A 25,790-nucleotide genomic window follows, 5' to 3' on the forward strand; every position below is an offset into this window, starting at 1 on the left:
CTCCGGTATTCAGGTTCTTCTTCGTCGATGAACCCTCTACCGGAGGCCTCTTCGTCTATCGACGACCGACACACCTACTTCGAAACGCGCCCTAGACCGCCCGCGGACGACCGACTCGGCGATCGGCACCCGCCGCAGCGCCGCCTGGCTGACCCGGATCCGTGAACAGGAGACTCCTACAACGAAGCGCGAGTGCACTGTCATGGTCAGGCCGCAGTGGTACAACCAGCAAATGATCCACCGATGAGTGCGCACTCGATCACGCCGCACTCGACGACTCCGGCGGCTAATTCCGCAATAGGCGTTATATCCGCGGCCTGATCAGCAGGTGAGCACCGTTCTGCAGAGGATGGAATCCGAGGTCTTCGAGGAACCTCTTGAGCTTACGGCCGTTCCGCAGGGCCTCGTACCGCTGGACGCCAAGATGCACGCTCAGAAGGGAACCGAGCGTCAAGAGATCCAGCTCGCCACCCTGCTGGCGAATGAACTCATCGATCAGGTCCACAGGGTCGCTGTAAGCGCTCAGATCCGGTGCGGAGCTCGGGATGGGCACTGGCACCGTCGGTGGCGCCGGAGCGACCGGCCTTGGTACGGGCACCTGCGGGTTAGGCTCGACGTCGACGACTTTGTTGGACTCGGTCTGGGTTGCCGTCGGTCGCGGGGTCAAGGTCTTCGGGGGAACGTAAGGAGGCACGAGCTGATGCTTGCCGGGCTTCCACTGGCCACTGAAGTCCACCTCCCAGGCCCGCAGCCCTTCGTAGCTGAAGCCGAGGAAGAAGTCGACGAGTGCATTTTCGTCTCTGGCCCGCCTGAACCTTTCGCGAGGGTTGAACCGGGCCATGAGCCGGCCTTCGCCGACCCGGATCGTTCCGAACTGAGGGCCTTCGATGTCTTGGATCACCCCGGAGACGCGCTTGAGAGGGGCGACGTAATTCCAAAATGAGCCGGACCATTCGCCCAGCTCGCTGAAGTGAGCGAGGGGGCACCACTCCGGGGTGACACCCATCCACTCGTAACTCCACTGGCTGTTGGCCGATCGGGCGAGCTTCGACGCCTTTTCGATGTGGCTACGGATGGCGTCCTGGCTAAACTCGTCACCGCGGTACCAGCGCATGAAGTGAAGGACGTACAGGTAGTAGTGGGCTTCCAGGCTGTCAATGTGCTGAACGACCGATGAGAAGCGGTCAAGAGCGCGTAGCTCGTTGTACTCGGGGAGTCGCCTGTATGCCTGGAACCACGTGCGCAAATCCGAGTCGGTGGGCCTGGTGGATCGCATCGCATTATCAAGACAAACCTCGATTTCACGCAGCTCCCATTCCTCGAGCCTGGCCCAATTGCGTCGGGCCCGCCTGACGTGGGCACGCGCCAGTGCGCGACCGATGGATGCGCGTTCTTCGTTGTCTTCGAGTTGAGCGCGCCACTCTTCCATCAGAAAGTCGATGTTGCCGTATAGAGCCTCGATATCTCGTTCGACGTCGCGGAAGTGACGGCTGGAGATCCCCATCGGGCCGGCCTTCACGTTGCGGTACTCCTCCAGCAAGGTCTCGGCCGAGGCGAATTGTTCGGAGACCCAGTCTGCAACGGCTGAGTCTCCGCCGATCAGCTCCGGAAGGTTGTCGTAGCCTGAGGCACGACGGAGTCGTTCCAGTACGTGCAGGACCAGCTGGACCGGCGTGATGTAGGAGTGCTCGCTCCCCGGTGATTTGACACGAGCCCGCGCGAACGCCTCCATCGCAAGCTGGAACTTCCCGCCGATCTTGTCTCGCAGTTCCTCGGCGGTGACCGAGCGCTCATTGTTGTCAAGCACGGACCTCAACTGCTGTTCGATTGCTATCCGCCGGACTTGGCCGAGGGTGTGGAGGTGAACTGCGTCCTCCCCGTGGGACAGTTCGACGGCGGTCAGCAGGTAATCCTCCGCCTTGGAGTACTCCGCACGGATCTCGTAGGCGAGATGCCGTCCTAAATGGTTCCAGAAATGAGGCTCGTTCGGGCAGGTCGCGGTCAGGCGTTCCAGGACGCGATGGGCGGACTGCTTCGGCAGGCTGGAGATCAGCTCCGAGAAGTTGCCGCCGCGGTTCTCGTCTGCCCTCGTCCGCCTGACGAAGAGGTTCTCCAATAGCCGGAGGGTCTGCAGGTTGTTGGGTCCAAGGGCGCCGGTCAATTGGTCGACGAACTCGACCGACGCATCGGACAGATTGATCAACCACTTGTCCGGATCGGACCCACCAAGCAACTGTTCGAGAACTCGCTCGGCGACCTGGGGGTGCATCAGCCGTGCAGTCGATCCGTCGATCACAGTGATGTGCCGAAGATCGTCGCCCAGTAGGTCCCGCAGTTCCTCATCCAGCGTCCGGCCTGACATGGGATCTGACCACTGCTCGGTAAGCCAGTAACGAAGCAGATGGACGGGCAAACCGAGTTGACCGTACCTCGTGGCGAGGGCGAGGTACTTCGCCACCTGGCGCCTTGCCGGGCTAAGGTTCGAGACGTGGCGTCGCACGAACTCCTGGAGTCCGGAGAACCTCCGCTCGTATGCGCACAGCCCAAAGAAGAACGGCGACAACCACTGCGCGGGCGGGGCGACGAAGTCGAGCCGACCGAGGCGTCGGATTTGCTCCTTGCCGGCGTCGGTTTCAGCCTGATGCTCGTATACTTCGGCGAACTCGGCAGCCTCCGCGGGCTGCATTGGATCTCGCAGCAGGAACAGGCGTCCACCCGGTCCCCCGCTATCTCTGGTGACGTTGGTCCGGTTGATCCAGAGTGTCACGACGTGAACCCTGTTACGGTGCAGTCCGGCGAGTAGATCTTCAAGTTCGGCCTCGGAGACGTGCGCTGCCTCCGCCACCATCAGCACGGTTCGATCTGTGATCTTGACCAGCTCTTCCAACCGGCCAAGAGTGCCGCTGCTGTACTGCCGCAGCAGAACGGTCGGATATCTGGTGCTCAAGTCCCATGCGAGACGGCGAGCTAGGGTAGTTCCGCCGGCGCCTGGTGAGTGCGCCAGCTCGAACTTGACCGGTCGCGATCCGGCGAGGGCATTCTCGAGATCATTCTGCAAGTCGGACTGCAACGTACGCGACACGTCGAGCCGCGCCGCCAGATCCACCCAGCTCGGCGGCCGTCCGCGCCAGAATTCATCGTCTCTCGGCTTCGTGGATGCTGCCTGGGCCAGAAGGCCCGAGTGCAGAATTTCCAGATCTTCGCCCAGCCACAACTGATCTTCGACGGGGATGCCGACCGGGCCTCTGCGACCGGGAATGACGACTGCGGCGGGTGCAACAGTGATGGGGAGGGTGGGGGCGATGGCATCTAAGACGTCGGCGGCGCTGTGCCGACCGTCGCTGGCCTTCGCCGGCAGCTCGACGAGGTGGACGTTGCCCTCATACCGTTCGTCGATGGCCTCATAGACGCGCCTGACCATCCGGTCATTTCTTCCCGACTGCAGCACCAGCACTGAGGCCGCCCGGTTGGCGGTTCGCATCGCTTTGCGGTCGATTATGTGGCGAATGGCCGACAGATAAGTGCGGCGCCAGACGTTAAAGTCGTCCAGCCGAGGCTCCGACCTGGAACTCCACCCGTTTGCGTGCAACCAGATTACGACGTCCCGCTCGATGTCGGGTGTGTTGAGGCCGGCCCATGCGATGTGGCGGCGCAGACCAATGCGGGAACCGAGTATCGAGGAGAGGCCATTTTCATCACTGAGTGAGTCAAAATCGACAATCAAGGCCCATGGGGCGTACGCTAAGTTGCGAATCTGTTCGATTCCGAAACCTTCATCGGCGATGAGGTAGAGGTCTTCGTCGCCGTTTGACTCAAGGAAATGAGCCAGCAGCTTCTGAGCGGTCGACGTATCGACCATGGAAGCCCTGGGCGCGGTTAGGGGTGGCGACAGTCGGTTGGCCTCGTGCTCTCGCACCAGACTGGTCCAGTACTTCGGGAAGTACCGACTGATCAGTACCTTAGTCGTCCATGCCGCATAGAGGAACGCCGCAGCGCGCAGGTCCTCGTCGACCGGGTCCTGTACCGGTTTGGTCGCCCAGTTCAGCCCGGCCGCCACGCGGGCCAGGGGATACTGCAGTTCCCAGATGTCTCGGCGACGCATTTCCATGCGTTCCAAGACGCCGTTTGTGTCGTGACGAATGCCCTCCACGATCTCGACGACGCCTTGGTCGCGGGGCAGCCGAATGACGTTGGACGTGAGCGGGATGTCATCGACGGATGCCAGCACCAAAAGTGGCGAACGCGCGCCGCTGTGCCGCAGCTCTTCAATGAACACGGACATCTCAAGATATGCCTGGTCATAGAGCAGCGGAGTGGGTTCGCCCCAGTTGATGTCGATGATCCAGTATGCAAGATCCTTGGTCCGTTCGGCTCCGGTCACCAGTACATTACGTAGATGCAGGTCACCGTGGGAGGGGCCGCTGAGTGCCGCGGCTTCCTCCCGGCAGAGGTCATGATCGGGTGCCCAAGCATATGCCGGATTGGGAAGATATTCACCCTGATGCATTAATAAAGGTGCCGTATTCGCGCCGAGCCGGTCGGCGACTCGCTGTAAGGCCTGCCACCTTGGGCCTGGCGAGAACAGCGTGGGCAACCAGGACCTGAGCATTGCGCCGATGCTCGTGGCGTAATCGGGCTGGCTGACCCGCTGCAGCTGGGCTTCCAGCAACTCGCCGGAAATCCGTTGCGTGACAGCATGAAGATCGACGAAGTCGATCTCGTCTGCGGCACGCAGACTACGAAGGCCATAGTTGGCAATGCCATAGACGTCGACGCGCATCCGGGTGTCCGCCACGGAAAGCAGCAGTGGAGGCACATGAGACGCCGCGAAGCCGTTTAGGTTTTCAGTGAATGCCAGGTGCATTTGGGATTGCGGATCGGCACGGGCTTCTGAAATCTTGACGATGTACTGGCCGCGCAGCAGTGACCCGTCCGTCGCCTCGCCGACCTCGTCAATGTCGCATACCAGGACCGATGCCTCGGTGAAGCCACCGCTCAGAGCGCGAACCGACACGATATTTCTAATGCTCGGTCGGTTGGTTCGAACCAACTCAAATGCGGGCTCGATGCGCGAGTAACTGCCTCGTTCATCCAATTCGGAGGAATCGATATTCATCGTGCGTCCCCAAGTCAGCCGTCATCACCGGTCGATGCCACACGCTCTTGAGGCTTCGCCTCTGGCGTGGATGACTGCCGTAACGTACCAGCGCCGAGCCACGTTCAGAGTGGCCGATGGGGAAGTTTGACCATTCGGGTGCGGGCGACTCACCGCCAAGCGGAGGTCCTACTACGGCAGCCGCCTTTGAGATCTTGGTGGGGCCGGTGCGCGCAGCGCGGCCACTGCGTGGTCGTAGGTTGTGGACGACATTCGGATCTTGATGGTCGCTGGTCGCAGCGGAGAGGCCGCCGGGCGGCCGCAGGTTGTGGACGGGTGCTCGCCTCGATAGCGGGCCGTTTGACCCGGGTTGAGCCGCGTTTGACGGCGACTGAGTTCGTAATCGGCCTGTTGGCTGAGTTGGAGGTCAAGACCTGCCCGCCGCTGGCGGAGTAGGCCGGGCAAACCCGTCCAGACGCCATGCAACGACTGCTGTACCGGGCGGTGTGGGACGCCGACGCCGCCCGCGACGATCTGCGCGAGGTGAACGCCGAACAGTGTTTCTCACCTACGCAGGCGGGCGGGACACTTCGCGAAACGGGTGGAAACTGGCCACCGACATGATCACCGCCGCGGTCCAGGCCCACACACCGGGTCGCCGCCGACGAGGCAGCTCGTGCGAGCGGCCAAGGTCGCCAGGATTGGAACGCTGCCCCCGGGTCTCGCGTCAACGAGCTCGGCAGGAGCGAGGCGGTTCGGGTACCGCCACATGCGCTTTCACGTTTGCCGGGGTCGCGAGCTGTTGGTAGACCGGATGTGGCACAACCCGAACCGCATTTACGCTGTTCAGGGCCCGATCGTGACGCTGACCGCCGTACGCCGACGCCTACCCTGACCAGCTCACCGATGGCCATCCGCCGCAGTGGCAGCGTCCGACGAATCCGATCCGCGAACAGCTGCGGCCACGGCGGCCCGGCCACCAATGATGGCTCAGGACGGCCAAGGCGGTGACCGCCTTCTGGCGATCTTCCGCTGGCAGAGTACCCGTCTTCGGCTCTCGCACCACCACGACCGGTACGCGGCGCTTCGCTCCTGACATGGCCAGAACAACGACCGCACGGCCACGCCGCAACGACACCCGAACCGCCAGGGCCGGCTCATTCCGACCTGCCACCAAGGCTTGAAGTGGGCACCGGACGGGCGACGCATCGCTATCAGCCTCGCCGAACAGATCCGCATTTGGGATTCGACAACAGCGGCTGAATACGTTCGATGTATTAGCCGTCAAAGGGTCGATTTGCTGTGCTGGTCCTCGGATGGCACCTACCTGGCCAGCGCCGGCGGCGAATGGATTACCGTCTGGAACAGCGCCGACGGCAAACCCCTCACCGTCATGCGGACCCCATCGGCAGCCACGTTGTTGGACCTTCGCTGGGGCGACCGCCTGACATTGACCTTCGATGACGGCTCCACCGCAACTTGGGACATACCCCTCAAGGTACAACGCAGTGACCTCGACGTCGCCGCCCGTCGACGGCTCACCGAGAACGATCGGCAGCGATACGGGTTGCCGCCTGCGGCAGCAAGCGATTCGCCGGCTCTGCCATCCGAGAGACCTAAGCGGTGAAGCGGCAGGCGAACGATCTTTGCTCTCTAGGCGTGGGAAAGGCGTGGCGGGTTCCCCAACCGACAGTCTTAAAGATCAGCGCCTCACTCGAGCGGCGCATCGGCCCCGCCCGTCTCACCTCATGAGCGGCAGCACTCTAGCGGCGATGACCGTGTGCGTATCCGATGTGTTGGGCCTCGGACACAGATTTCGTCTATGAAATAGGCCGCTGACCAGCGATTATACGGTCGGCGGCCTTACTCGTTCTCGGAGCTCCAGTCCCCGTGGGAACACGGTGGGAACACCGCCTTCTTGGCGGCGTGGTTCGGGAGGCGTGGCGGGTCGCCAGGGCAGCTTGGGAGACGGGCGCGATGGCCTCCATCGAGACTCGCAAGACCAAGGGAAAGATCACTCCCTACCGGGGGAAGCGGCGCACAGGCGGGACCCGCGACGGCGCTTGGGACGGCACCACCTTCGACGCCCACGCCGACGCGAAGCGGTTTAAGGCATTGGTCGAGGTGTATGGCCACCGGTGGCCGCCAGCCGAAGTGTGTTGATCGCCGAAGGCTTCGCCTATCTCGTACCGGGCGCTGTGGCAGCGCCGTAGGCGCTGGTGGGGATAGCACCGCCGTCGGTTGTGACGTTCGAAGCGTTCGCTCTGGAGTAATTGGAGAGGTTGATCAAGTCGAACCCGGAGACCAGGCGCAAATACCTCGAACGCCTTCGCGTGCATGTCTTCCCGGTCATCGGTGAGCGTCCGATCGTCGAGATCACCCGGCGGGAGATGCGGCTGTGGCAGGAAGGCCTGCTCGCCAAGGAGTTGTCCCCGAAGACCATCCAGAACATCCGCGGCGAGACCGTGTCACCGATTTTCGAGGCGGCTTGCCTGCCCGGTGAGGATGACGAGCCGCCGCTGCGGACCTACAACCCGCTCAAGGGGTTGAAGCTGCCGGATCGCAATCGGCCGGCGCGGGAGATCGTCGAGGATCAGCACGAGGCCGCGTTCGTCATCGAGGCGACGTACGAGGTTGATCCGAGCGCTGCTGACCTCATGCTGACGTTGCTCGTCTGACAACCCTCAAAAACACTCATTGAACCGCCCATTCACCTGTGCCCAGCTGGCGGTGCAGCCACGCCGCGCGGGCAGCGATCGCGTCCCTGGAGATCGCGTCGGACGGCGCCACGACGTCGAACCCGTGGAAACCGCCGGGCCAGACGTGCAGCTCACTGCGGCCGCCCGCCTGCCACAGACGGCTCGCGAAGGCGACGTCCTCGTCCCGGAACGTCTCGGCTGAGCCGACGTCGATGAAAGTGGGTGGCAGGCCGGACAGGTCCTCGGCGCGGGCCGGCGCGGCGTACGGGGACACCTCCGGGCCCCCGCGCACGGCCTCGCCGAGGAGCGCGTTCCAGCCGGTCTCGTTGGAGCGGGTGTCCCAGATGCCGATGCCGCGCATCTGGCGCGCCGAGGGCGAGTCGTTGCGGTCGTCGAGCATGGGGCTCAGGAGCAGCTGTCCCGCGATTGTCGGGCCCCCACGGTCACGGGCCATGAGGGCGACGCCTGCGGCCAGTCCGCCGCCGGCGCTCATGCCGGCGACGACGATGCGGCCAGGGTCGACGCCGAGCTCGTCGGCGTGCTCCGATAGCCAGCGCAGACCGGCGTAGCTGTCCTCGACAGGACCCGGGTGGGGAGTTTCCGGCGCGAGCCGGTACTCGACCGAGACCACCGCCGTGCCCAGCGGTTCAGCCAAGTCCAGCATTTCCGGGAGGCCGAACCGGTTGTCGCCGGCGATCATCCCGCCGCCGTGGATGAAGTAGATGGCCGGCACTGGCGTGCGCGCGTGTCGCGGGAGGCAGACGAGTAGCGCGACGTCCGGGTCCCCGTCCGGACCGGGCACGGTCCTCGCGCGTACGAGGTAAGCGCCGTGACGCGACAGGACGTCGTCGGTCGGGGTGGGTACGCCGGGGACGGGCCGGCGCATCTCGACGATGGTGTCCGGGCGGTACGCGTCCGGGGGGCGGATGCTGGTCAGCGCGTCCAGGACGGGGGCGAGTTCCGGATCGAAGGGCGGTGGCGGTCCGACCGGCTGGACGGGTGACGGTGCGGGGACGTGAGTGGTCATGGGTCCTCTTCGTCGGTGACTTATCGGGTGGTCTGGACGGGGCGGCCACGATCTCCTCGAGGCCGCCCCGCCGTCGGCTCACACGGTCGGGACCGTGCCGCCGTCGATGACGTACTCGGCGCCCACGATGGCCGAGGCACGGTCCGACACCAGGAACCCGACCAGGTCGGCGATCTCCTCGGGCTGGGCGAACCGCCCCAGGGGAACCCCGCCGAGGGAGTCGTAGATCGTCTGCTTGGCGGCCTCGCGGGTCAGCCCGTTGCCCTCGGCGATCCGGTCCACGAACCGCTCGTAGGCTTCGGTCTCGATGCCGCCGGGGCTGATCGCGTTGACCCGCACGCCGCGCGGCGCGAGCTCGTTGGCGAGGCCCTTGCTGTACGTACGCAGCGCCGCTTTGGCTGCCGCGTACGCCAGTGACGCGTCGTACTGCGGTAGTTCCCGCTGAATCGAGGTGAAGTGCAGCACGACACCGGACCCGGCCCCGGCCATCGGCGGCAGGAGGGCCCGGTCGAGCCGCACCGCACCCAGGAAGTTCAGGTTCAGTTCGGTCAGCCACTGCTGTTCGGTGATGACCGCGAACCCACCGGACGGCGTCGAGGCGCCCCCGACGACGTGCACGAGGATGTCGAGCGCGCCGACGGACTCGGCGATGCGGTCCGCCACGAGCTGCGCGCCCTCGACGGTCGACGTGTCCGCCTCGATGAACCGGTCGGGGCGCTCGTACCCGTCGGGCATCGTCCGGGCCGTGGTCCACACGTCGGCGCCCATCTCTCGCAGGCGGGTGACGACGGCCTTGCCCGAACCCTTCGACCCGCCCGTGACGAGCGCGTGGCGGCCGTCGAGGCGGTCACGTTCCTTGCTGGTCATTCTTCCTCTTCCTTCTGACGGATGGGTGGTGTGCGGTCGGGCTCAGGCCTCGTGGTTGGCGATGACGAGCTCGGCCACGAGGTCGCCGCGGAGGGTGAAGCGGTAGTCCAGGTCGGCGACGCCGCCGGGGAAGGTGCCCTCGAGGCGCAGGGTCACCACCCAGTGGTCGTCGTCGACGCGGCGGGCGCCGATCTGCTCGGTGGTGTACTCGAACTCGGCGCCGGCGTCGCGCAGGAACGCGTGCACCTCATCGCGGCCCCGGAAGGTCTCGTTCTGGTCGACGATCACGACGTCTTCGACGAGGAACGACGAGGCCGTGTCGGCGTCGTGCACGGTGCTGGCTGCGAGGAAGTCGCGGACGGTGGTCGGGAGGATGTCGGAGCGAAGGTCGTTGTTTGTCATGTCGCCACCGTGCGGCCTCGCGGGGCCGGAGGGTCAAGCGCTGGACCCTCCCCCTGGGAGAGCCTGCACACTGAGGGGGTGCTGACGATCGGGGAGTTCTCGCGTTTGACCCACCTGAGCGTGCGGACCCTGCGCCGCTACCACGAGGGGAAGCTGCTCGAGCCGGCCGTCGTGGACGGGACGACCGGCTACCGCTATTACTCCGTCGAGCAGATCCCGACCGCGCAGGTCATCAACCGGCTCCGCGAGCTCGACGTCCCCTTGAACGACGTGCAGCAGATCCTGCGGACGCCGGACCCCGGCGTCCGGGCGACCCTGGTCGCGGATCACCTGCGGCGCTTGGAAGCGGAGCTGGATCGCACCCGGGCCGCGGTCACCTCGCTGCGCCGCCTCCTGCAGCCCGACCCCGCGCCGATCGAGGTCGAGCTGCGTGCCGAACCCGCCCGCGAGGTCGCGGCGGTCGAGGCCGTGATCGGCCACGCCGACGTCGAGGCGTGGTTCGCCGGCGCGATGGCCGAGCTGGAAGCGGCCGTGGGCGCGAGTGCGACCGGACCGCCGGGGGGTAACTACGACAACTCCCTGTTCGAGGAGGGCCGCGGTCGGGTGCTGGTCTATCTGCCGACCGCCACCCCGCCGCGCACCGGACGGGTGCACGCCGCGACCCTGCCCGCCGCGGAACTGGCGGTGACCACCCACGTCGGCGAGCACGAGGGCGTGGACGTCACCTACGGCGAGCTCGGTGCGTGGGTCGTGGAGAACGCGATGTCGGTGGCCGGGCCCGTGCGGGAGGTTTACCGCGTGGGGCCCCGGGATGCGAGCGATCCGGCCGCCTGGCGCACGGAGATCGGGTGGCCGGTGTTCCGCGTGACATGACGACGTGTAGACAGCGGACCGCCGTCCTGGCCGACTTCCTGGCGGTAACTGCGTCACTCCGGCGACGCGCATCAGCTCGATCGATGGCCACGGCACCTTATCGGCCGTCGTCCCGCAACGACCTGACGCTAGGCAGGCCCTGCAGCGCCCACCGATGGCACTCGACTGGGGTCATTCCGGCTCGGTGGCAGGCGCTACGGCGTCAAAGACTCGCTCATACCACGGGCTGCGCGGGCCGCATACGGGTGCCAGTCCCCGGCAGCCGCGCGCTGCCATGCCACGGCACTGCTGATGTCGATGCCGAGACAGCGGGCGAGGACGGCGGCGGGCAGCTCGACGGCGAGTTGGATGAGCGCGGCGATGCGGGCGGCGCGGGCGGTCAGGCCGGCCGCCGCGAGCCGCTTGCGCAGCGTGGCAGCGCTGATGGGATGGCTCCACGGTCGGCCGGGAAACAGCCACGGTGCGCCGGCTCTGCAGGTACACCCCATCTGGCCGGACAAACGCGAGAACCCGGCATGTTGACTGAACTAAGCCGGCTCGGGAAGGGTCGTTGATCTCCCTAGGCCGGAAGGTGGATCTTGTCTGCTCTCGTACGGGTGCTTCCGCGACTGGGTGCGGTGGTGTCGATGGCGGAGTCGCCGTGGTGGTTGGTGCGCTTCCCGACCGCTGCGCATGAGCCGTCACGGGCTTGGCTGCGTGATCTCGCGGCGTGCGATGTCAGCCGGGGGACGGTGCGCAGCTACGGCTACGACCTGTTGCGCTGGCTGCGGTTTCTACACGCCATCGATGTGGCGTGGGAGCGTGCGGAGCGTGTGCACGTCCGGGCGTTGGTCGAGTTCCTGCGGGAGGCTCCGAACCCGTCACGGGCCGGTCGGCCGCCGAGTGCGCCGGCGCTGGGCTCGCGGAACCGGGTCACGGGTAAGGCGTACCTGGGTGCGGGGTATGCACCGCGGACGATCAATCATCAGCTGACGGTGTTGCACGGGTTCTACGCGTTCGCGATGGATTTCGATCTCGGGCCGCTGGTCAACCCGGTTCCGGTGCAGCGGGCGAGCGACGGTGGGCGCCCTCGCGCTCATCAGAGTCCGCTGGAGCCGGTGCGGTTGATACCGCGGGCGGCCTATCGGCAGCGGGTGCCGAGGACGGCACCGCGCAGCATCCCGGATGACGCGGCGGAGCGGTTGTTCGCCACGTTGACCTGTAACCGCGATCGGGCGCTGGTGGCGTTCTACCTGTCCAGCGGGTCCGCGCGTCGGAGTTGCTGGGGTTGCGCTTGGAGCGCATTGATTACGGCCGCCGGACGATCACGGTGGTGTCGAAGGGCAGCCGGTCACTCGACGAGGTCCCGGCGTCGGCGGACGCCTTCGTCTGGCTGGCGCTCTACCTGGCTGAGCTGGGCAGTCCGCCGGCGGTCGAAGGGCCGGTGTGGTGGACGCGACGCGCTCCGCGCCGGCCGTTGACCTATCACGCCGCGCGGGCGGTGCTGAGCCGGGCGAACACACTGCTGGGCACGGATTACTCGCTGCATGATCTGCGGCACACGGCGGCGGCCCGGATGGCCGCCGACGACAACTTCACCCTGGTGGAGGTCCAGGCCATTTTGCGGCACGCCTCAATCCACAGCACCCAGATCTACCTGCAGCCGCGCTTGGAGGACTTGGTCGCCAAGGTGGCCGAGCTGCACGAGCGTCGCGTCACCGCCGCAGGTGTAAGACCGAAGATTCCGGACGGCTATGACGCCGGCGAGCTGACCGAGCTGCTGGGTCTCGGCCGGTGACCGGCACCCTGAAGACCACCGAGTTCGATGCTGTCGCCGCCATGTTTGAGCCGGTAGCGGCTGACGGTCGCTTCGCTGCCGACGGCCGTGTCCGGCACCTGGCGGCCTATGACGCAGGCCAGCCGGCCGCGCCGCGCCCGGACGGCGGCCCCGGCGTGGATGCTGGTGGCCGGCGCTGACGTGGTGGCGGAAGTGGCACGGCACCACGTTGAGCTTCTGCCGCCGCATCCCAAGTCGCGCCGTGCCCTGCTGCGGCACACGCGCGTCCTGCTCGGCTGGTTACAGCAATTTCCTGGCGAGGACTGGGAGCAGCGCTGGCTGGCCAGCGGCGCGGACTGCGCACCGAGATCCTGGACCACGCGGGTCGCCGAAGACGCGGGGGGTTCGCCCCGGTTGTTCGCACAAGCCCTGGCGTTGCTGTTGCTGAGCCGGGTACTGCGACCGTCGTATTCGTTCCAGCTCAACGCCAAGTTCGGTGAGCTGTTCAAGCGGTTCCCCTTGCTGCACGACAGCGAACAGTTCGCCCAGCTGCGGACCTTGACGCCTTATCGGCGGGCGGTGACCCGGGCGCAGATCGACGCCGAAGCGGGTCTGATCCGGGTACTTGTCCGCACCGGTAAGCGCTTCGGTGAGGTCACCGCCGAGGACCTGCTCACCTACGCCGATCTGGTGAAGACGTCCGGCCGTAACCGCCGCGAGCACTTGCTCTGGGAGCTGCTGGTTATGGCCGGCCCTCTCGCAGGCGAGCCGACGACCCTGCGAGCGGTGTGGACGGTGAAGGGGAACAGTCGCCAGCACGACGCCGCGCACGTGCTGGACCGCTACGGCCTGCCGCCGAGCCCGGTCCGCGACGTGCTGATCGACTACCTCACCGAGATCAGGTCCGGCTTGGATTACGGCAGCTGGTTGCACCACGTGCATACGCTCGGGCGCGCGTTCTGGTGGGAGATCCTGCAGATCAACCCCGGCCAGGCCGACCTACGACTGGCGCCGCACGTCATCACGCAATGGCGCGAGCGGCTTGCCGTGACCGCCGCGGGTGGACCTCGTCGTGACGTGCACAGCCTGCTGTTCAGAGTCCGGGCCTTCTACCGCGACCTGCAACAGTGGGCACTCGACGACCCCGCCCGCTGGGGTATCTGGGCCGTACCGTCGCCGGTGCGCGCTGCCGACGCCCGCGGGCCGAAGAAGGCCAAGCGGCACCAGCAGGCCCGCACGCAGCAACGGACCCGCGTGCTGACCCCGCTTCTGCCCCATCTTCTGACCGCCGCGACGGCACGCCGCGACTGGTCGACACGGTTACTGGCCGCCGCCGAGGCCGCCGGTCACAACCAGGCAGTCGAGGTCGACGGCGTGAGCTATCGCCGGTTCGACCCACCGGCCAGGACCGCCCGACTCGCCCGCTGCCGGACCTGGTTGCTGCGTTCAGACGGCAGCCGATTCGACGTCAGCGTTACCGAGGCGGACTGTTTCTGGGCCTGGGCGCTGATCGAAACGCTACGGCTGACCGGCTGCCGCATAGAGGAGGTCCTTGAGCTGACCCAGCTGTCGCTGCGTCACTACACCCCACCGGCCACCGGCGCAGTCGTGCCGCTGGTGCACATCACGCCTTCCAAGCTCGATACCGAACGCCTCGTGCCGATGACTCCCGAGCTGGTCAGCGTGCTACTCGCTGTCGTGCGCCGTGCCCGCGCCGAGGACGAGCGCATCCCGCTGTCGATCCGCTACGACCCCCACGACCGCATCCACGGCGCACCGCTACCGCACCTGTTCTCCCGCCCGGTCGGCGCCCGCCACGAAGTCCTCTCGAACCACTACGTCAGAACCATCCTCAACGCCACCGCGGACGCCGCCGGCCTCACCGACAACGGCGAACCGATCCGGTTCACCCCGCACGACTTCCGACGGCTGTTCACCACCGAGCTCGTCGGCGCCGGCCTGCCCATCCACATCGCCGCGACCCTGCTTGGACACCTCAACCTCGACACCACCCGCGGCTACACCGCGGTCTTCCCCGACCAGGTCATCGAAGCTCACCGCAAGATGGTCGAGCACCGGCGCAGCCTGCGGGACTCCCACGAGTACCGCACCGTCACGCCGGACGAGTGGGCCGACTTCGAGCAGCATTTTCTGCTGCGCCGGGTCGCGCTTGGCGACTGCTTCCGGCCCTACGGCACGCCCTGCATTCATGAGCACGCTTGCACCCGCTGCCCGTTCCTGCGGCTCGACCCCGCCCAGGAACCACGGCTGAACACCATCGAGGCCAACACCGAGGAGCGGCTCGCCGAGACTCGAGGCAAGCAGTGGCTCGGCGAAGTCGCTGCTCTCGAAGAGAGCTTGCGGCACATCCGCGGCAAACGGTCCCAGCTGCCATCCCAGCAGTCCACACCCGCGTAACTGCAACCGGTGTCACCGGCTTTCACCGATCAGAATTCTTCCGCCACGTCGTCAGTTCTGGTAGCTCTCTCGCACCGCTGGAAGGATTAATGACCATGACCGACGCTAGACGGCAGGGCGCCGACGAGGCCACGTTCATCGCGGCGGTCCGCGCGGAGGATTCCGGGCAGTTCGTGCTCCTGACCGAGCGCCACCGGCGTGAGCTGCAGGTGCACTGCTACCGGATGCTCGCGAACTACGCGGACGCTCAGGACATGACGCAGGAAACGTTTCTGCGAGCGTGGAACAAGCGGGAGTCGTTCAAGGGTCACGCTGCCCTGCGGACCTGGCTGTACCGGATCGCGACGAACGCCTGCCTTGATTTCCTGGAGAAGCGCAACGACCGCACACCCGTACCGTCCGGGCTGCCCGACCCGGCCTCCGAGGTGCTGTACCTGCAGCCGTACCCCGACCGGATGCTCCCCGAGGACCCACAGGAAACGGTGGTGGCGCGGGAGACGATCGAGCTTGCGTTCATCGTCGCAGTCCAGCATCTGCCGCCGCGGCAACGGGCGGTGTTAATCCTGCGCGACGTCCTCGGCTGGCCGGCGTCGAAGGCCGCCGACGCCCTCGAGCTGACCATCGCGTCGGTGACCAGCGCGCTGCAACGGGCCCGTGTGACGATGCGCGAGCAGCTGCCCGACCGCCGCCTCGACTGGCGGAGCCCCGCCACGCACGAGCTGTCCGATGACGAGCGCGGCGTGGTGAAGTCGTACATCGACGCCCATGAGCGCAACGACCTCGACGCGCTGATGTCCCTGCTGCGCGACGATCTGCGCTTCGCGATGCCGGCCGAGCCGGGCACCTCGGTCATGACGGCCAAGGACGCGGTGGACGGCTGGGTCTCCAATGGGCTGTTCAAGCCCGGCTACGACGACTGGCGCTGTATCACCACGACGGTCAACCGCATGCCAGCCGCCGCGCTGTACCTGCGCACTTCCGACGACCCGCAGCACCGGCTATTTACCATCGCGGTCCTGCACATCGTCGACGGGAAGATTGCCGAGCTCACCGGATTCGACGCCACCGACAAACCGTGGCTGGGTCTGCCCCCGACGCTGCCATAAGACAAGAGCCCCATCGTCGGATGAGTCCAGCGCACGGACCGCCGTCACCGAAGTCACCGTCGAACGAGCACGCCGACCAGCTGAACACCAACGCGAGAACGCGAACACCGCCGCCCCGCCGGCGTTGCCGACGGGGCGGCGTCATGCCCGAAGAACATCGTCACAATCAACGACGCCCTCGTCCCTCATCTTCAAGTCGGTCAACAGCTCACTCGGAACGCAAGGAAGGTTCCTCATAGCCGAGGGCCACGGTGGCCTTACGAGCCGAGCATCTGGCCCGTACTCATCGCCTCGTCTGGTATCGGGTCAGCACCACGCCGCCGGGAAACGTCCGCGTCTCCACCAGGTTCAGGTTCACCCAGCTGTCCAGGGCCGTGAAGAACGGCGTGCCGCCGCCCACCAGGACCGGGTATGTGACCAGCACGTACTCGTCGATCAGCCCGGCCCGCATGGCCGCCCCGGCGAGCGTCGCGCCGACGATGTCCATCGGGCCGCCGGCCTCGGCCTTGAGCCGGGTGATCTCGGCGACCGCGTCGCCGGTGACCAGACGGGTGTTCCAGTCGACCTTGTCGATCGTCGAGGAGAACACCACCTTCGGCATGTCCCGCCAGCGGCGGGCGAACTCGATCTCCGCCGGGGTGGCGCCGGGCCGCTGGTCGGCGGTCGGCCAAGGGGAACTCATCACCTCCCACAGCTTGCGCCCGTACAGCGCCAAGCCCGTCGCCCCCACCCGATCGGACCACCACTGGAACAGTTCGTCACTCGACGACGAGTCCGGTCCCTCACCCCCACTCCAGCCGAGGTCGTCGCCGGGCGCGGCGATGTAGCCGTCCAGGGTCACATTCATGGCGAAAGTCAGTTTCCGCATCAAGCCAGCCTCTCGTGAGTCGATCTCACACGTACAGACGGGCGCGGCGCGGAAACCTAATCGGTGCGCGATCTGCGCCCCAGCTGCCGCGGATTCCCGGAGTCGAGGTGGCGGTGCGATACCGGCGCGCCTCAGTCGGCGAAGCGGACGTCTACGGCGATTTCTACGACCACATCAACACCGCGGTCCACGCCCACGACCGCAGCGGCATGATCACCGCCGTGCTCGCCGAGCTGGACCAGCGCACCGGACGACGACCTGCTCAACCCCGACACATGACGCTTACGACGTCAGGCGGCCTCCGACAGGTGAATGCTCCTGACCGCGCTGATCGGCGTGCAGTTCTGGACCTACGGGCGCACCTTGCCCTGACCAACTTCGGTGCGTGAATAGTCGACCGGCTTGGTACTTGCAAAGTTCAGTAAATGAACCCGTCGAACTTCGGCTCGTACGCGCCGCCCCCGCGGCACATCCGCGGCTCCGGAAGCTCGGCGACGCCGATCGCTCGCATCGGCTCGACAGATGGCCTGAGCACCTCCTGACGCTAGCGATCAAGCAGCGAACAACGTGCCGTAATGACCATCTTGCACCGGCTTAGCGCTGAGCCTGCCGGTGAACTACAACGCTGTTCTTCGATCATCGATCTTGTCGTTGAGCTGCAGAGACGCGATGGTGGAGTGATCGGCGGACGCTCGATCACAGGGAAGCCATGAGCCTTTGCATCGGCAATGCTCACCCCGGGGTCGAGGTCCGCCGTGACCGCGCCCACCCGCGGCAGGCGAAGCGATTCGGCCGGATCACCGACCCCGGCTACGCCAGGCGACTCGCCGATGTCGCGGTGTGTCTGCATCCGCTCGGTGCACGGTAAAGCTGAAATTAGAACAGGTGTTCGGTCGTGTCTTCCCCCACGGCATCGCGTCAGCGTGCCCGTAGGAGGAGGAGCAATGCCCGGCAAGCCCGCGCGCCCGACTCGACCTGCATGGTCCGGCGACCGTCGGATCGCTGGGCCCGATGACGTGCGTCGGCTGCTGCGCGAGGTCAACGCTGCCGGGCCGAGCCGCGACACCACGGCGCTGGCCACCCACCTGGTGCAGCCCGTCGAGGACTTCGGCCTAGCCGACTCGGATCTCGCGCGGGTCCTGCCCGCCCCACCGGCGATCGCCGGCCTGTTTCCCTGGCCAGGCGGTATCCGGCGCGGTGCGACTGTCGCCGCTGTCGGATTGACCTCGCTGGTCATCGCGCTGCTCGTCGAGGCGATGAGCACCGGATCGTGGGCCGCAGTCGTGGCAATGCCGACCTTTGGCGCCCTCGCCGCCGCCGAGGCCCGCGTACCACTGGAGCGCCTGGCTCTGATTCCCGAGCCCGGTCCCGACTGGCCGACCGTGGTGTCCGCGGCCATCGACGGCGTCGACATCGTCGTCGTGGCCACTCCGGACACGGTGGGCGACAGCGTGACCCGCGCTGTGATGAACCGGGCACGGCAGAAAGGCACCGTGCTCATCCCGACATCGGCGTGGACCGGCTGCGACCTGACCATCACCCTCACCGGTCGGACATGGTCCGGGCTGGGGCACGGCCACGGGCGACTGCGCAACCAGGAGATCACCATGCAGGCGGTCGGGCGTGGCCGGGCAGCGCGGCCCCGCACCGTCACGATGCCCCATTCGCCTGGACCGGCCGGGAGCCCGGCTGTAAGCCGTCTGACGGCTCCCGCGCACGGCACGAGTCGTCAGACGCTGAATCAGCGGATCCCTGGCCTCGAGTAATTCCCGGAACGCCATGTAAGCCGGCGGCGATACCGGCGCTCAAACGGGTCGCCGAGTCGACCACCCGGACCTCGCATGTGCCGGCAAGCTCCGGTCGAAGTGCCCGGTCGCCGCGCCGCGCGCGCGATACGACCAGACTGGTCGTAGGGCTAATGGCGACTCTGTTCGGATCTGAGGAGGTCCGACCTGGGGCCGTCTGGAGCTGGCGTCGTTGTCGCGGGTTCGTTGTGGCTTGTCATCACAGCGGATCGATAGTTGACGGCCGTCGGGGGGAGGGAAATATCGACGGGTGCTTCAGTCCTCGTCGGTGATCCAGATGCGGCCCGGCTGGGCATGGGCGCGCTCGTCTCGCGACACCACCAGGCCGAAACCGCCACCGTCGCGATCGCGGCCGCGTACCAGGTCGACGCCCATAAGCCTGAACGAGTCTCCCGTGGCGGCGTCACGCAGCATGACGCCGGAACGTACGGTCCCGTGCCGGACCGTGCCGACGACAATGAGTCCGTGGCGCTGTGGGATGTCGAAGACGTCAAGGACCTCAAACTCGAACTGTGCCACGGTGATGAGTCTGTCATCGCGCGCTTGACGCGACGTCCTCGCCCGCAGCGTACCCACGGTGCGAGGGGATGAGCGTATGCGTACACCTCCGCTGGTCTGGGCGTTGACGCACGCGGCGAGGTCCGAACGTGGACCGGGCCGGGCTGGCCGGCCCGGCCGGTGGCGATGATGTCGCCCAGGACTGAGGGCTGCGGCGCGCCGGAACGTCGGCGTTGGCGCGCGTTGTCGGGCGGGCGACGCCGATTTAGATCGGATCTCGGCGCCGGTTTGCAGGCGGAGACAGGTGTCGGCGTTCATGAGATTGATCGCAGGGGTGGCTCTGAGAGTTGATCCAGACCGCAGGCGTAGGTTGACTGCCCCGTACCCATCAATGCACTCAGCCTGGGAGCCGAACGACCGACAGAGATGAACGTCGCTGAGATGTCGACCACGGCGGCAAGCGCTACCTGTGCCTTTCAAGGACTTACTGCGCTCCAAGCGCAGCCACCGGCCAAGCGGCATCAACGGCCATGAGCGCGCCCGACCGTGTCCCACGCTTGGCCGGCGTACGCGTCGACGTCCACCGGTATCCGGATTCGCCGACGAGAGTGCGTTCGAGCGGGCCGTCCCAGACTCGAGAATTCTCTTCCCGGGCATAGGGAAGGTTGATGCGTCACTCGGCAAGGGTGGCCTCGTCGAACTCGAGCACCGTGTCATCTCGTCGACGGCAACGCGTCATCGACGATCCACGCCGTGCTCACGACGGGCTCAACCGCGGCAAGCCTGGCTCCACGCACCACCTGATCTGCGACGGCAACGGCATCCCGATCTACGTGCTGACCGGCGGCGCCGGTGGCTTCAGGGCCATCACCGGCGGGCGGCTCGCAGGGTGTCCAGCAGGGCGCCGACAGCGGGCTTCGGGTGAAGACGGTCGTCCCACGGCAGTTCGTCGCCGGGTTCGAGCGGGTAGCTGTCGTGTTCGGCGGTGGAGCCGTAGCGATCGGTGATGCCCCAGATGGTGAACGAGGTGCAAGTCGGCTCGGCCAGACAGGCGCCGAGCACGCCGGCGAACTGGGCAGCCTGCACACGCGGTGATTCGCCGTACACATCGATCTCGGAGACGCGCGCGGACAGGCCGAGCTCGGCCAGCGCGGCGATGTGGGACCGGAGCACGGTTGGGTCGATGTGGTCACCGGCTTCGTGGATGTGACTCTGGAAGCCGACCCCGTCGATGGGCACTCCCCGTCCCTTGAGGCGGACGACCAAGGCGTACAGGGCGTCCCAGCGGGGGCCGTCGGCCTCGGCGCCGAACTCGTTGAGGTACAGCTTCGCTCCGGGGTCTGCGGCGCGGGCGGCGGCGAACGCCTTGTCGATGTACGACTCGCCCATGGCCTGCTGCCACAGGTGCTCGCGCAGGCCGGGGCCGCCGTCGGGTCCGTCGTCCTCGGACAACGGTTCGTTGACGACGTCCCATTCCGCGACCCGGCCGCGGTAGTGACCGACGACGGTCCGGACATGACCGGTCATGACGCGTGCTCGGTCGGCGAGTGCGACGTCCTGCATCCAACGCGGGTTGGCCTCGCCGAAGACCAGGGTGTGCGCGTGCACCGTCATGTGATTGGCGGCCGCGAAGTCGACCAGCAGGTCGCCCTCGGCGAAGTCGTAGGTGTCCGGCCCGGGGTGCACGAACTGGGGTTTGAGGTCGTTCTCGGTGGTGAGCATCGAGAAGTGGGTGGCGGCGAGGGTGCGATAGCCTGCGTCGCTGAGCAGTGGTGCGGCCGCCATCGCGGCCCCGATCGGTAGCCGGCGGCCGCTGGCTTCGGCCAGGCCGCGCAGGGAGTCCCCGGGCGGGGCCGGCTGCCCCGTCAGCGGGGTGTCACGGATCTCGACGCTGCCGCCGTCGCGCGCCGTGGCCTCCAGCGCCGCCAGCGTCCAGTCCGGCCCGCCCGGCACGCCGTCGACGCCGAATGTGACCGAACCGGAGTCGAACACTCCCGGATCTGCGACAGTCACTCGGGCCTCGCCGGCGGACAGCACCAGGTCGCCGCCGTGACGTTCCAACCTGATGGCGACCGTTCCAGCAGGCCCGGCCGGGGCGGTCCGCTCCAAGGCCGGCTCGGCGGAACCGCCGTCCCAGACGCTCAGGCGCAGTTCGCGGTCCGAGACCGCGACACGCAGGCCCCGCCGGTTCTGTCGCCACTCGTCGTAGACGATCGGCACCTCGCCGTACAGGTAGAGCGACGCCACCTGGCCGGCCTGACGGTCCAGCGTCGCGCTCACCTGAAAGTCGCCGCGAACCCGTAGCTGCGGGCCGCGCAGGTTCACCGGCGGATGGGGCTGCCCGCCCGTGCCGTCCTGAAGCACGATCTGCCGTCCCAGGCCGTGGATGCGCACACCGCCGGGGCCGGCGGTCGCCCCAGGAAAATGGCTCCAGTCCCCGGCGAGCAGGTCCACGCGGCCGGACGTCCGGGCGGTGCTGGATACGCTCGGCCGTGCGTCCTGATCACCGGACGGATCGCAGGCGGCACCACCGGCGAGCAGACACAGCACGGATACCAGCAGCGTCAGGCGGGCGCGGAGGGCGTTCAACACGGGTCCTCTTGGAGTCTGCGATAAGGGAACGATCGACGGTACAGAAGACACACAACCGTGAGTGCCGAAAGGGGGCATAACAGGTTCATCGTCGAACTGCGCGGCGGGAGGATCGGCCCCATGGCCGCCGCCGGCGAAACCAACGACTGGCCTCTAAGGCGAGCAATACTGTGTTGCTTGAGTCGTCCCCACGCAGGTGAGGGGCCGGGATTAGCTCGACTGCGCCGGGCCCGCCGCCAGCGGCTCGCAGCTCAACGCATGCGACGCGCTCCTAGCCGGTGCAGTCCCTTCAAGCCAGCAGCGCATTGATTTGCGAGATGAGCGTGTCCAGAATTGGGCCGGCAAGACGTCACTTCATCTACGCCGGGTGCTGTTTCGTCTGTTCGGTAATGCGGATGAAAGCGGCTCGGATTGTTATCGTGTGCTCCTCCGACCACAAGATGAGCGTCAGCTGGGCCAGCTTATCCGACCTGGTGTCAAGATGGGCCTGCGTTACTTCTGCGTAGAACCGCGGCCACCACCGTCCGTCTCGAACCGAAACTCGTGCACTGCATCAGCCTCGATGCGGAACCGGTGGATCTCGTCGTCGTGCTGCGTCGACACCACAAGAACGGCGCTACCACCGCACGGGTCGAACCACGTCGTCTCCAGACGACCGCCCCAGAGCCTGTCACTCATCTCGACGTGCATGTTCCTCAACAATCGTCGGCGTTCATGGCGGCTTGAGTGACATGAGAGGACCATGATCGCTTATCGACGTTGCGACGTGCTTGACCGGCGTCCTCACCTGCCGCGATCCGTGCGCCGACCGGACGCTCGTGGTGACTGAGCGTGGCGCGAGCCGGTCACCGGTCGGCGGTTCGGCGGTCGGCAGTGCAAGGATCGTTGCCTCTCACCCTCAAGGTCGGCCCAAACGGTCCGACCGCACAGGTGACAACGTGCTAGATGCCGCGCATCAGCAGCTGGGCAGGCCGATCGTGGCGGTCTGGGACAACGTGAAAACTGAAGTCAGCGCCGTCATGCGCTGGCTTAACTATTCGATCTTTGTGGCTTGGCGGTTGCCGCGTCGTCGCATTGATTGGTACAGCAGCCATAGCGCGAGCGCGACCGGTGTCAGGACCGCCGCGAACAGGATTCCCGCGAAGACCGCGTAGCGTGCGGGTCGGCGGACAGTCCGGTGGCGCTGAGCACTGCCTCGCCAACGAGCACCACGATCACCACGGCGGTGCAGGCGAACGCGCCGAGCACGAGGCGCCGGAGCGCTGCCTGGAGGCCGCCCGCGCGGGTAGGGCGTTCGGGGGTGTCCATGGTCGGCTCCGCGGGATGGGTGGTGGCGCGGTCAGTTCGGGTCGGGAGTGCAGACGGTCAGAAATGACTTCCGGTTCTCGCGCTGGACGTCTGCGGCGTCCATCCAGCCGCGTTGGCCGAACAGGTAGCTTCCGGGCGGATGCTGGGCTGACTCGCGCAGCACGGGGGCGACCTCGACCCTGGCGCCGAACGCGGTCGGGCCGTCAACGGAGAAGTTGATCGAAGATGCCGTAGTCCAGTCGTAGCCGGCGGGCAGCGGCGTCTGGACCTGCAGAGGTCCGTCGGTGTCCGGGGCGGATCCCTTGCCAGTGCTCAGCAGGTCCATGCGTTCCACCGTCACTCCCGGCTGCGGAGCCCTCCACACCTGCTTGGTGCTGTCCTTGGTGCCAGTGTCGAAGATCAATGTAAGGCCGGTGACGCCCTGGCACGGGGTGCCGGTCCACAGTTTCAGGACGCCGTCGTCGACCCGGAATCCGGCTGCCGGTGGCAGCGACGGCGCGTATGGCGCTGTGGTGTCGCACGCCGCCGTCACCGCCGCCAGGAGGACGGCGGCGCATATGACGCGCAGCCGTCTAGTGATATCCGCCATCGGAAAGCCCTGCGTCTTCCTCGGTCTGGTTGCCGCCGGTGATCTTTTCCCACCCGTACGAGGCGAGGAACTTCGTGTAGCCTTCGCGCGCCCATTGCTGGGAGTGGCGCTCCTCGTGGTGCAACAGCCGGTCCGTGTCCAGAGCACCCTGGTAGGGGCCGTCATCGCCTTCGTACCACGCGTGACCCGAGCTCACCACGTCGCGCAGTTGTTGCGCGGGATCGTCGGGGTCGTCGATGTTCAGCATGAACGTGTCGCCCCATGTCGTTCCGCCCTGCTGGCTGAACTGGTCCTGGATGAAGTTGCCGCCCATGCCCATCATCATGCCGTTGGGGGTGGTCACCAGCCGCCCGCCGTTGCCGTGCACGAATCCCACATCGTCGTCGTAGCTGAACGAGTTCTCCCGTTGCCGGTCGGTGATGCGTTGCAGTTCCTCCGATCCGTACGGGGTCGGCGCGAAGTCGGTCGTTTCGCCTTCGGTGCCGTAGTCGGTGCCGGCGTTGAGGATGTAGGTCATCCGTACCGCCTTGGCCGCGTCGTCCCCGCTGATGTCGGTCGGCATCAGGAAGTACGACTTGAAGATCCCGTTGCCGTCCTCGTCCTCGCGGATCTCTTCCATACCGTCCAGGATCGAGAAGTCGGCCGGCGTGATGTGGTGATCAGCGGCGATCTTCGTGATCGTGTCGATCGACACGCCTCGGCGCACGGCGTTCTCCAACCATTCCCGGTAGTGGCCGGCGGCGGGCGGCCCGGTCAGCAGCCCGGCGTCACGCAGCCCCTGTTCCATATCGACGACCTGGGCGTCGATGTCGCCGCCCTTGCTGGCACCGGCCAGGGTGGTCGCGTCGTGATCGCTGATCTTGCGGTCCAGCGCGAGGCGCATGACCCGGGCCAGAGTGGTGTCGATGTTGTTCGCCGTGGTCAGGATCGCGGAGGTCTCGTGGACCAACTGCTGCCTGATGGTCTCGCGGTACCGGGCCGCCTCGGCGCGGTCCTCGGCCTCGAACCGCGACCGCGGCGGGGGATCGGCGGGCTTGGTGTCCACGATCGCGCCGTCGTCGGCGATGCGGAACTGGTAGGTGTCGGCCAGGGAGTCGTTGTTCGCCACGCGGCTCTTGAGGGCCAGCACGTCGTCCGCCGCGTTCTGCAAGCCACGTTCGACGGCGGCCAGCTCCGCGATCAGAATCTCCGCATTGTTGCGCGTATGCCCGAGCGAACTGCGTGCGTCCTCACCCGCCGTGCCGTGCCAGTCGGGCAGTCTCCTGGCGTCGTCGAGTTCGTCCTGCAGCCCGATGAGTGTGTACTGCCGGCCATGCAGGCCGGTGGCTGAGGTCTCGAGCGCGTTGTCGTCCCATCTGCGGACCTCGGCGTAGCTGACGGTCATTTCCCGAAAGCTCTTCGCGCAGAGTCATCACTGTCGGCGTACGTCTGCGCGACCGACCTGACCGATGCGCTCCACCGGGCGATCTCGTCCGCCCACACCTTGCCGCGCTGATTGAACGCCGACGCCAGAGCGGGCGCACTCGAGGCCGCCACCCCACCAGGCAACGCTGTAGCGATCGCCTCCAAGCCGGTACCCGGGTTCACCACCCTGGCCTGATCAGCAGCAGATCCCGCCGCCTTGGCCGCATCCCGCAGCTGACCAATCTGAACCTCGAATCCGCTCACAGTCCGTGGCCCCCACCCTCGGAACGGTCATCAACCGACACCTTACTTAAAGTCGGCAAGCATCGGCTGGTCTCGATTCCGTCAGACGCCCAGCAAATCAGGCCCCGCCCGGCTCGGATCGCCGAGGCGGACGACGGCACACGGCGCTGGACAGCTTCCGCTCAACCGACCCCGGACAGGACACGCCGAGCGCGAACAGCCCGATGGGAAAGGCCGATG

General features: G+C 66.7%; 17 protein-coding genes and 2 pseudogenes. 8 read left to right on the forward strand and 11 right to left on the reverse strand.

The window, feature by feature from the left end:
* Window positions 1-304 precede the first annotated feature (304 nt).
* Window positions 305-5,116: a P-loop NTPase gene (locus tag ACWEOZ_RS37295; RefSeq protein WP_451915381.1), complete on the reverse strand. Its 4,812-nt coding sequence runs from the start codon at window positions 5,114-5,116 to the stop codon at window positions 305-307.
* A 2,252-nt stretch (window positions 5,117-7,368) separates the two neighbouring features.
* On the opposite strand from ACWEOZ_RS37295, the gene ACWEOZ_RS37300 reads away from it, so the two are divergent.
* Window positions 7,369-7,773: a hypothetical protein gene (locus tag ACWEOZ_RS37300; protein ID WP_451915382.1), complete on the forward strand. Its 405-nt coding sequence runs from the start codon at window positions 7,369-7,371 to the stop codon at window positions 7,771-7,773.
* 16 nt (window positions 7,774-7,789) lie between these two features.
* On the opposite strand, the gene ACWEOZ_RS37305 is transcribed toward ACWEOZ_RS37300, so the two are convergent.
* The 3 genes from ACWEOZ_RS37305 to ACWEOZ_RS37315 form a co-directional block, all read right to left on the reverse strand.
* Window positions 7,790-8,821: an alpha/beta hydrolase gene (locus tag ACWEOZ_RS37305; protein ID WP_451915383.1), complete on the reverse strand. Its 1,032-nt coding sequence runs from the start codon at window positions 8,819-8,821 to the stop codon at window positions 7,790-7,792.
* A gap of 78 nt (window positions 8,822-8,899) precedes the next feature.
* Window positions 8,900-9,688, reverse strand: a complete 789-nt coding sequence (locus ACWEOZ_RS37310; protein ID WP_451915384.1) for an SDR family oxidoreductase — start codon at window positions 9,686-9,688, stop codon at window positions 8,900-8,902.
* A gap of 42 nt (window positions 9,689-9,730) precedes the next feature.
* Window positions 9,731-10,090 carry a nuclear transport factor 2 family protein gene (locus ACWEOZ_RS37315; protein ID WP_451915385.1) on the reverse strand — a complete coding sequence of 120 codons (360 nt, stop codon included), beginning with the start codon at window positions 10,088-10,090 and terminating at the stop codon, window positions 9,731-9,733.
* Between the two features lie 78 nt (window positions 10,091-10,168).
* On the opposite strand from ACWEOZ_RS37315, the gene ACWEOZ_RS37320 reads away from it, so the two are divergent.
* Window positions 10,169-10,963, forward strand: coding sequence for a MerR family transcriptional regulator (locus tag ACWEOZ_RS37320; protein WP_451915386.1), 795 nt, complete (start codon window positions 10,169-10,171; stop codon window positions 10,961-10,963).
* 194 nt (window positions 10,964-11,157) lie between these two features.
* Here ACWEOZ_RS37320 and ACWEOZ_RS37325 read toward each other — a convergent pair whose 3' ends face one another.
* Complete coding sequence (locus tag ACWEOZ_RS37325; protein WP_451915387.1) at window positions 11,158-11,463, reverse strand: hypothetical protein; 306 nt, start codon at window positions 11,461-11,463, stop codon at window positions 11,158-11,160.
* Window positions 11,464-11,589: 126 nt separating this feature from the next.
* Between ACWEOZ_RS37325 and ACWEOZ_RS37330 the strand changes: the two are divergent.
* From ACWEOZ_RS37330 to ACWEOZ_RS37345, 4 genes and pseudogenes are all read left to right on the forward strand, one after another.
* A pseudogene (locus ACWEOZ_RS37330) lies at window positions 11,590-11,802 on the forward strand (site-specific integrase); the annotation flags it as partial.
* Window positions 11,803-12,218: 416 nt separating this feature from the next.
* A pseudogene (locus tag ACWEOZ_RS37335) lies at window positions 12,219-12,740 on the forward strand (tyrosine-type recombinase/integrase); the annotation flags it as partial.
* Window positions 12,741-12,848: 108 nt separating this feature from the next.
* Entirely contained in the window at window positions 12,849-15,137 is a 2,289-nt protein-coding gene (locus ACWEOZ_RS37340; RefSeq protein ID WP_451915388.1) for a tyrosine-type recombinase/integrase, read from the forward strand.
* A 173-nt stretch (window positions 15,138-15,310) separates the two neighbouring features.
* Window positions 15,311-16,243: an RNA polymerase subunit sigma-70 gene (locus ACWEOZ_RS37345; RefSeq protein ID WP_451915389.1), complete on the forward strand. Its 933-nt coding sequence runs from the start codon at window positions 15,311-15,313 to the stop codon at window positions 16,241-16,243.
* Window positions 16,244-16,526: 283 nt separating this feature from the next.
* Here ACWEOZ_RS37345 and ACWEOZ_RS37350 read toward each other — a convergent pair whose 3' ends face one another.
* Window positions 16,527-17,111, reverse strand: a complete 585-nt coding sequence (locus tag ACWEOZ_RS37350; RefSeq protein ID WP_451915390.1) for a dihydrofolate reductase family protein — start codon at window positions 17,109-17,111, stop codon at window positions 16,527-16,529.
* Between the two features lie 107 nt (window positions 17,112-17,218).
* Here ACWEOZ_RS37350 and ACWEOZ_RS37355 point away from each other — a divergent pair, with 107 nt between their 5' ends.
* Complete coding sequence (locus ACWEOZ_RS37355) at window positions 17,219-17,500, forward strand: hypothetical protein (RefSeq protein WP_451915391.1); 282 nt, start codon at window positions 17,219-17,221, stop codon at window positions 17,498-17,500.
* A gap of 555 nt (window positions 17,501-18,055) precedes the next feature.
* Window positions 18,056-18,877 (forward strand): hypothetical protein, encoded by an 822-nt coding sequence (locus ACWEOZ_RS37360; protein WP_451915392.1) that lies wholly within the window; start codon window positions 18,056-18,058, stop codon window positions 18,875-18,877.
* 294 nt (window positions 18,878-19,171) lie between these two features.
* On the opposite strand, the gene ACWEOZ_RS37365 is transcribed toward ACWEOZ_RS37360, so the two are convergent.
* The 5 genes from ACWEOZ_RS37365 to ACWEOZ_RS37385 form a co-directional block, all read right to left on the reverse strand.
* Complete coding sequence (locus tag ACWEOZ_RS37365) at window positions 19,172-19,435, reverse strand: hypothetical protein (RefSeq protein ID WP_451915393.1); 264 nt, start codon at window positions 19,433-19,435, stop codon at window positions 19,172-19,174.
* A gap of 846 nt (window positions 19,436-20,281) precedes the next feature.
* The gene (locus ACWEOZ_RS37370; protein ID WP_451915394.1) at window positions 20,282-22,057 is read right to left on the reverse strand and encodes an endo-1,4-beta-xylanase; all 1,776 of its coding nucleotides are present in this window, start codon (window positions 22,055-22,057) and stop codon (window positions 20,282-20,284) included.
* Between the two features lie 441 nt (window positions 22,058-22,498).
* Window positions 22,499-22,696 (reverse strand): hypothetical protein, encoded by a 198-nt coding sequence (locus tag ACWEOZ_RS37375; protein WP_451915395.1) that lies wholly within the window; start codon window positions 22,694-22,696, stop codon window positions 22,499-22,501.
* Between the two features lie 649 nt (window positions 22,697-23,345).
* On the reverse strand, window positions 23,346-23,639 hold the full coding sequence (locus ACWEOZ_RS37380; protein WP_451915396.1) for a hypothetical protein: 294 nt from the start codon (window positions 23,637-23,639) through the stop codon (window positions 23,346-23,348).
* Between the two features lie 247 nt (window positions 23,640-23,886).
* The gene (locus tag ACWEOZ_RS37385; RefSeq protein ID WP_451915397.1) at window positions 23,887-25,287 is read right to left on the reverse strand and encodes a hypothetical protein; all 1,401 of its coding nucleotides are present in this window, start codon (window positions 25,285-25,287) and stop codon (window positions 23,887-23,889) included.
* Window positions 25,288-25,790: the final 503 nt, after the last annotated feature.

This window comes from Actinoplanes sp. NPDC004185, assembly GCF_053603475.1.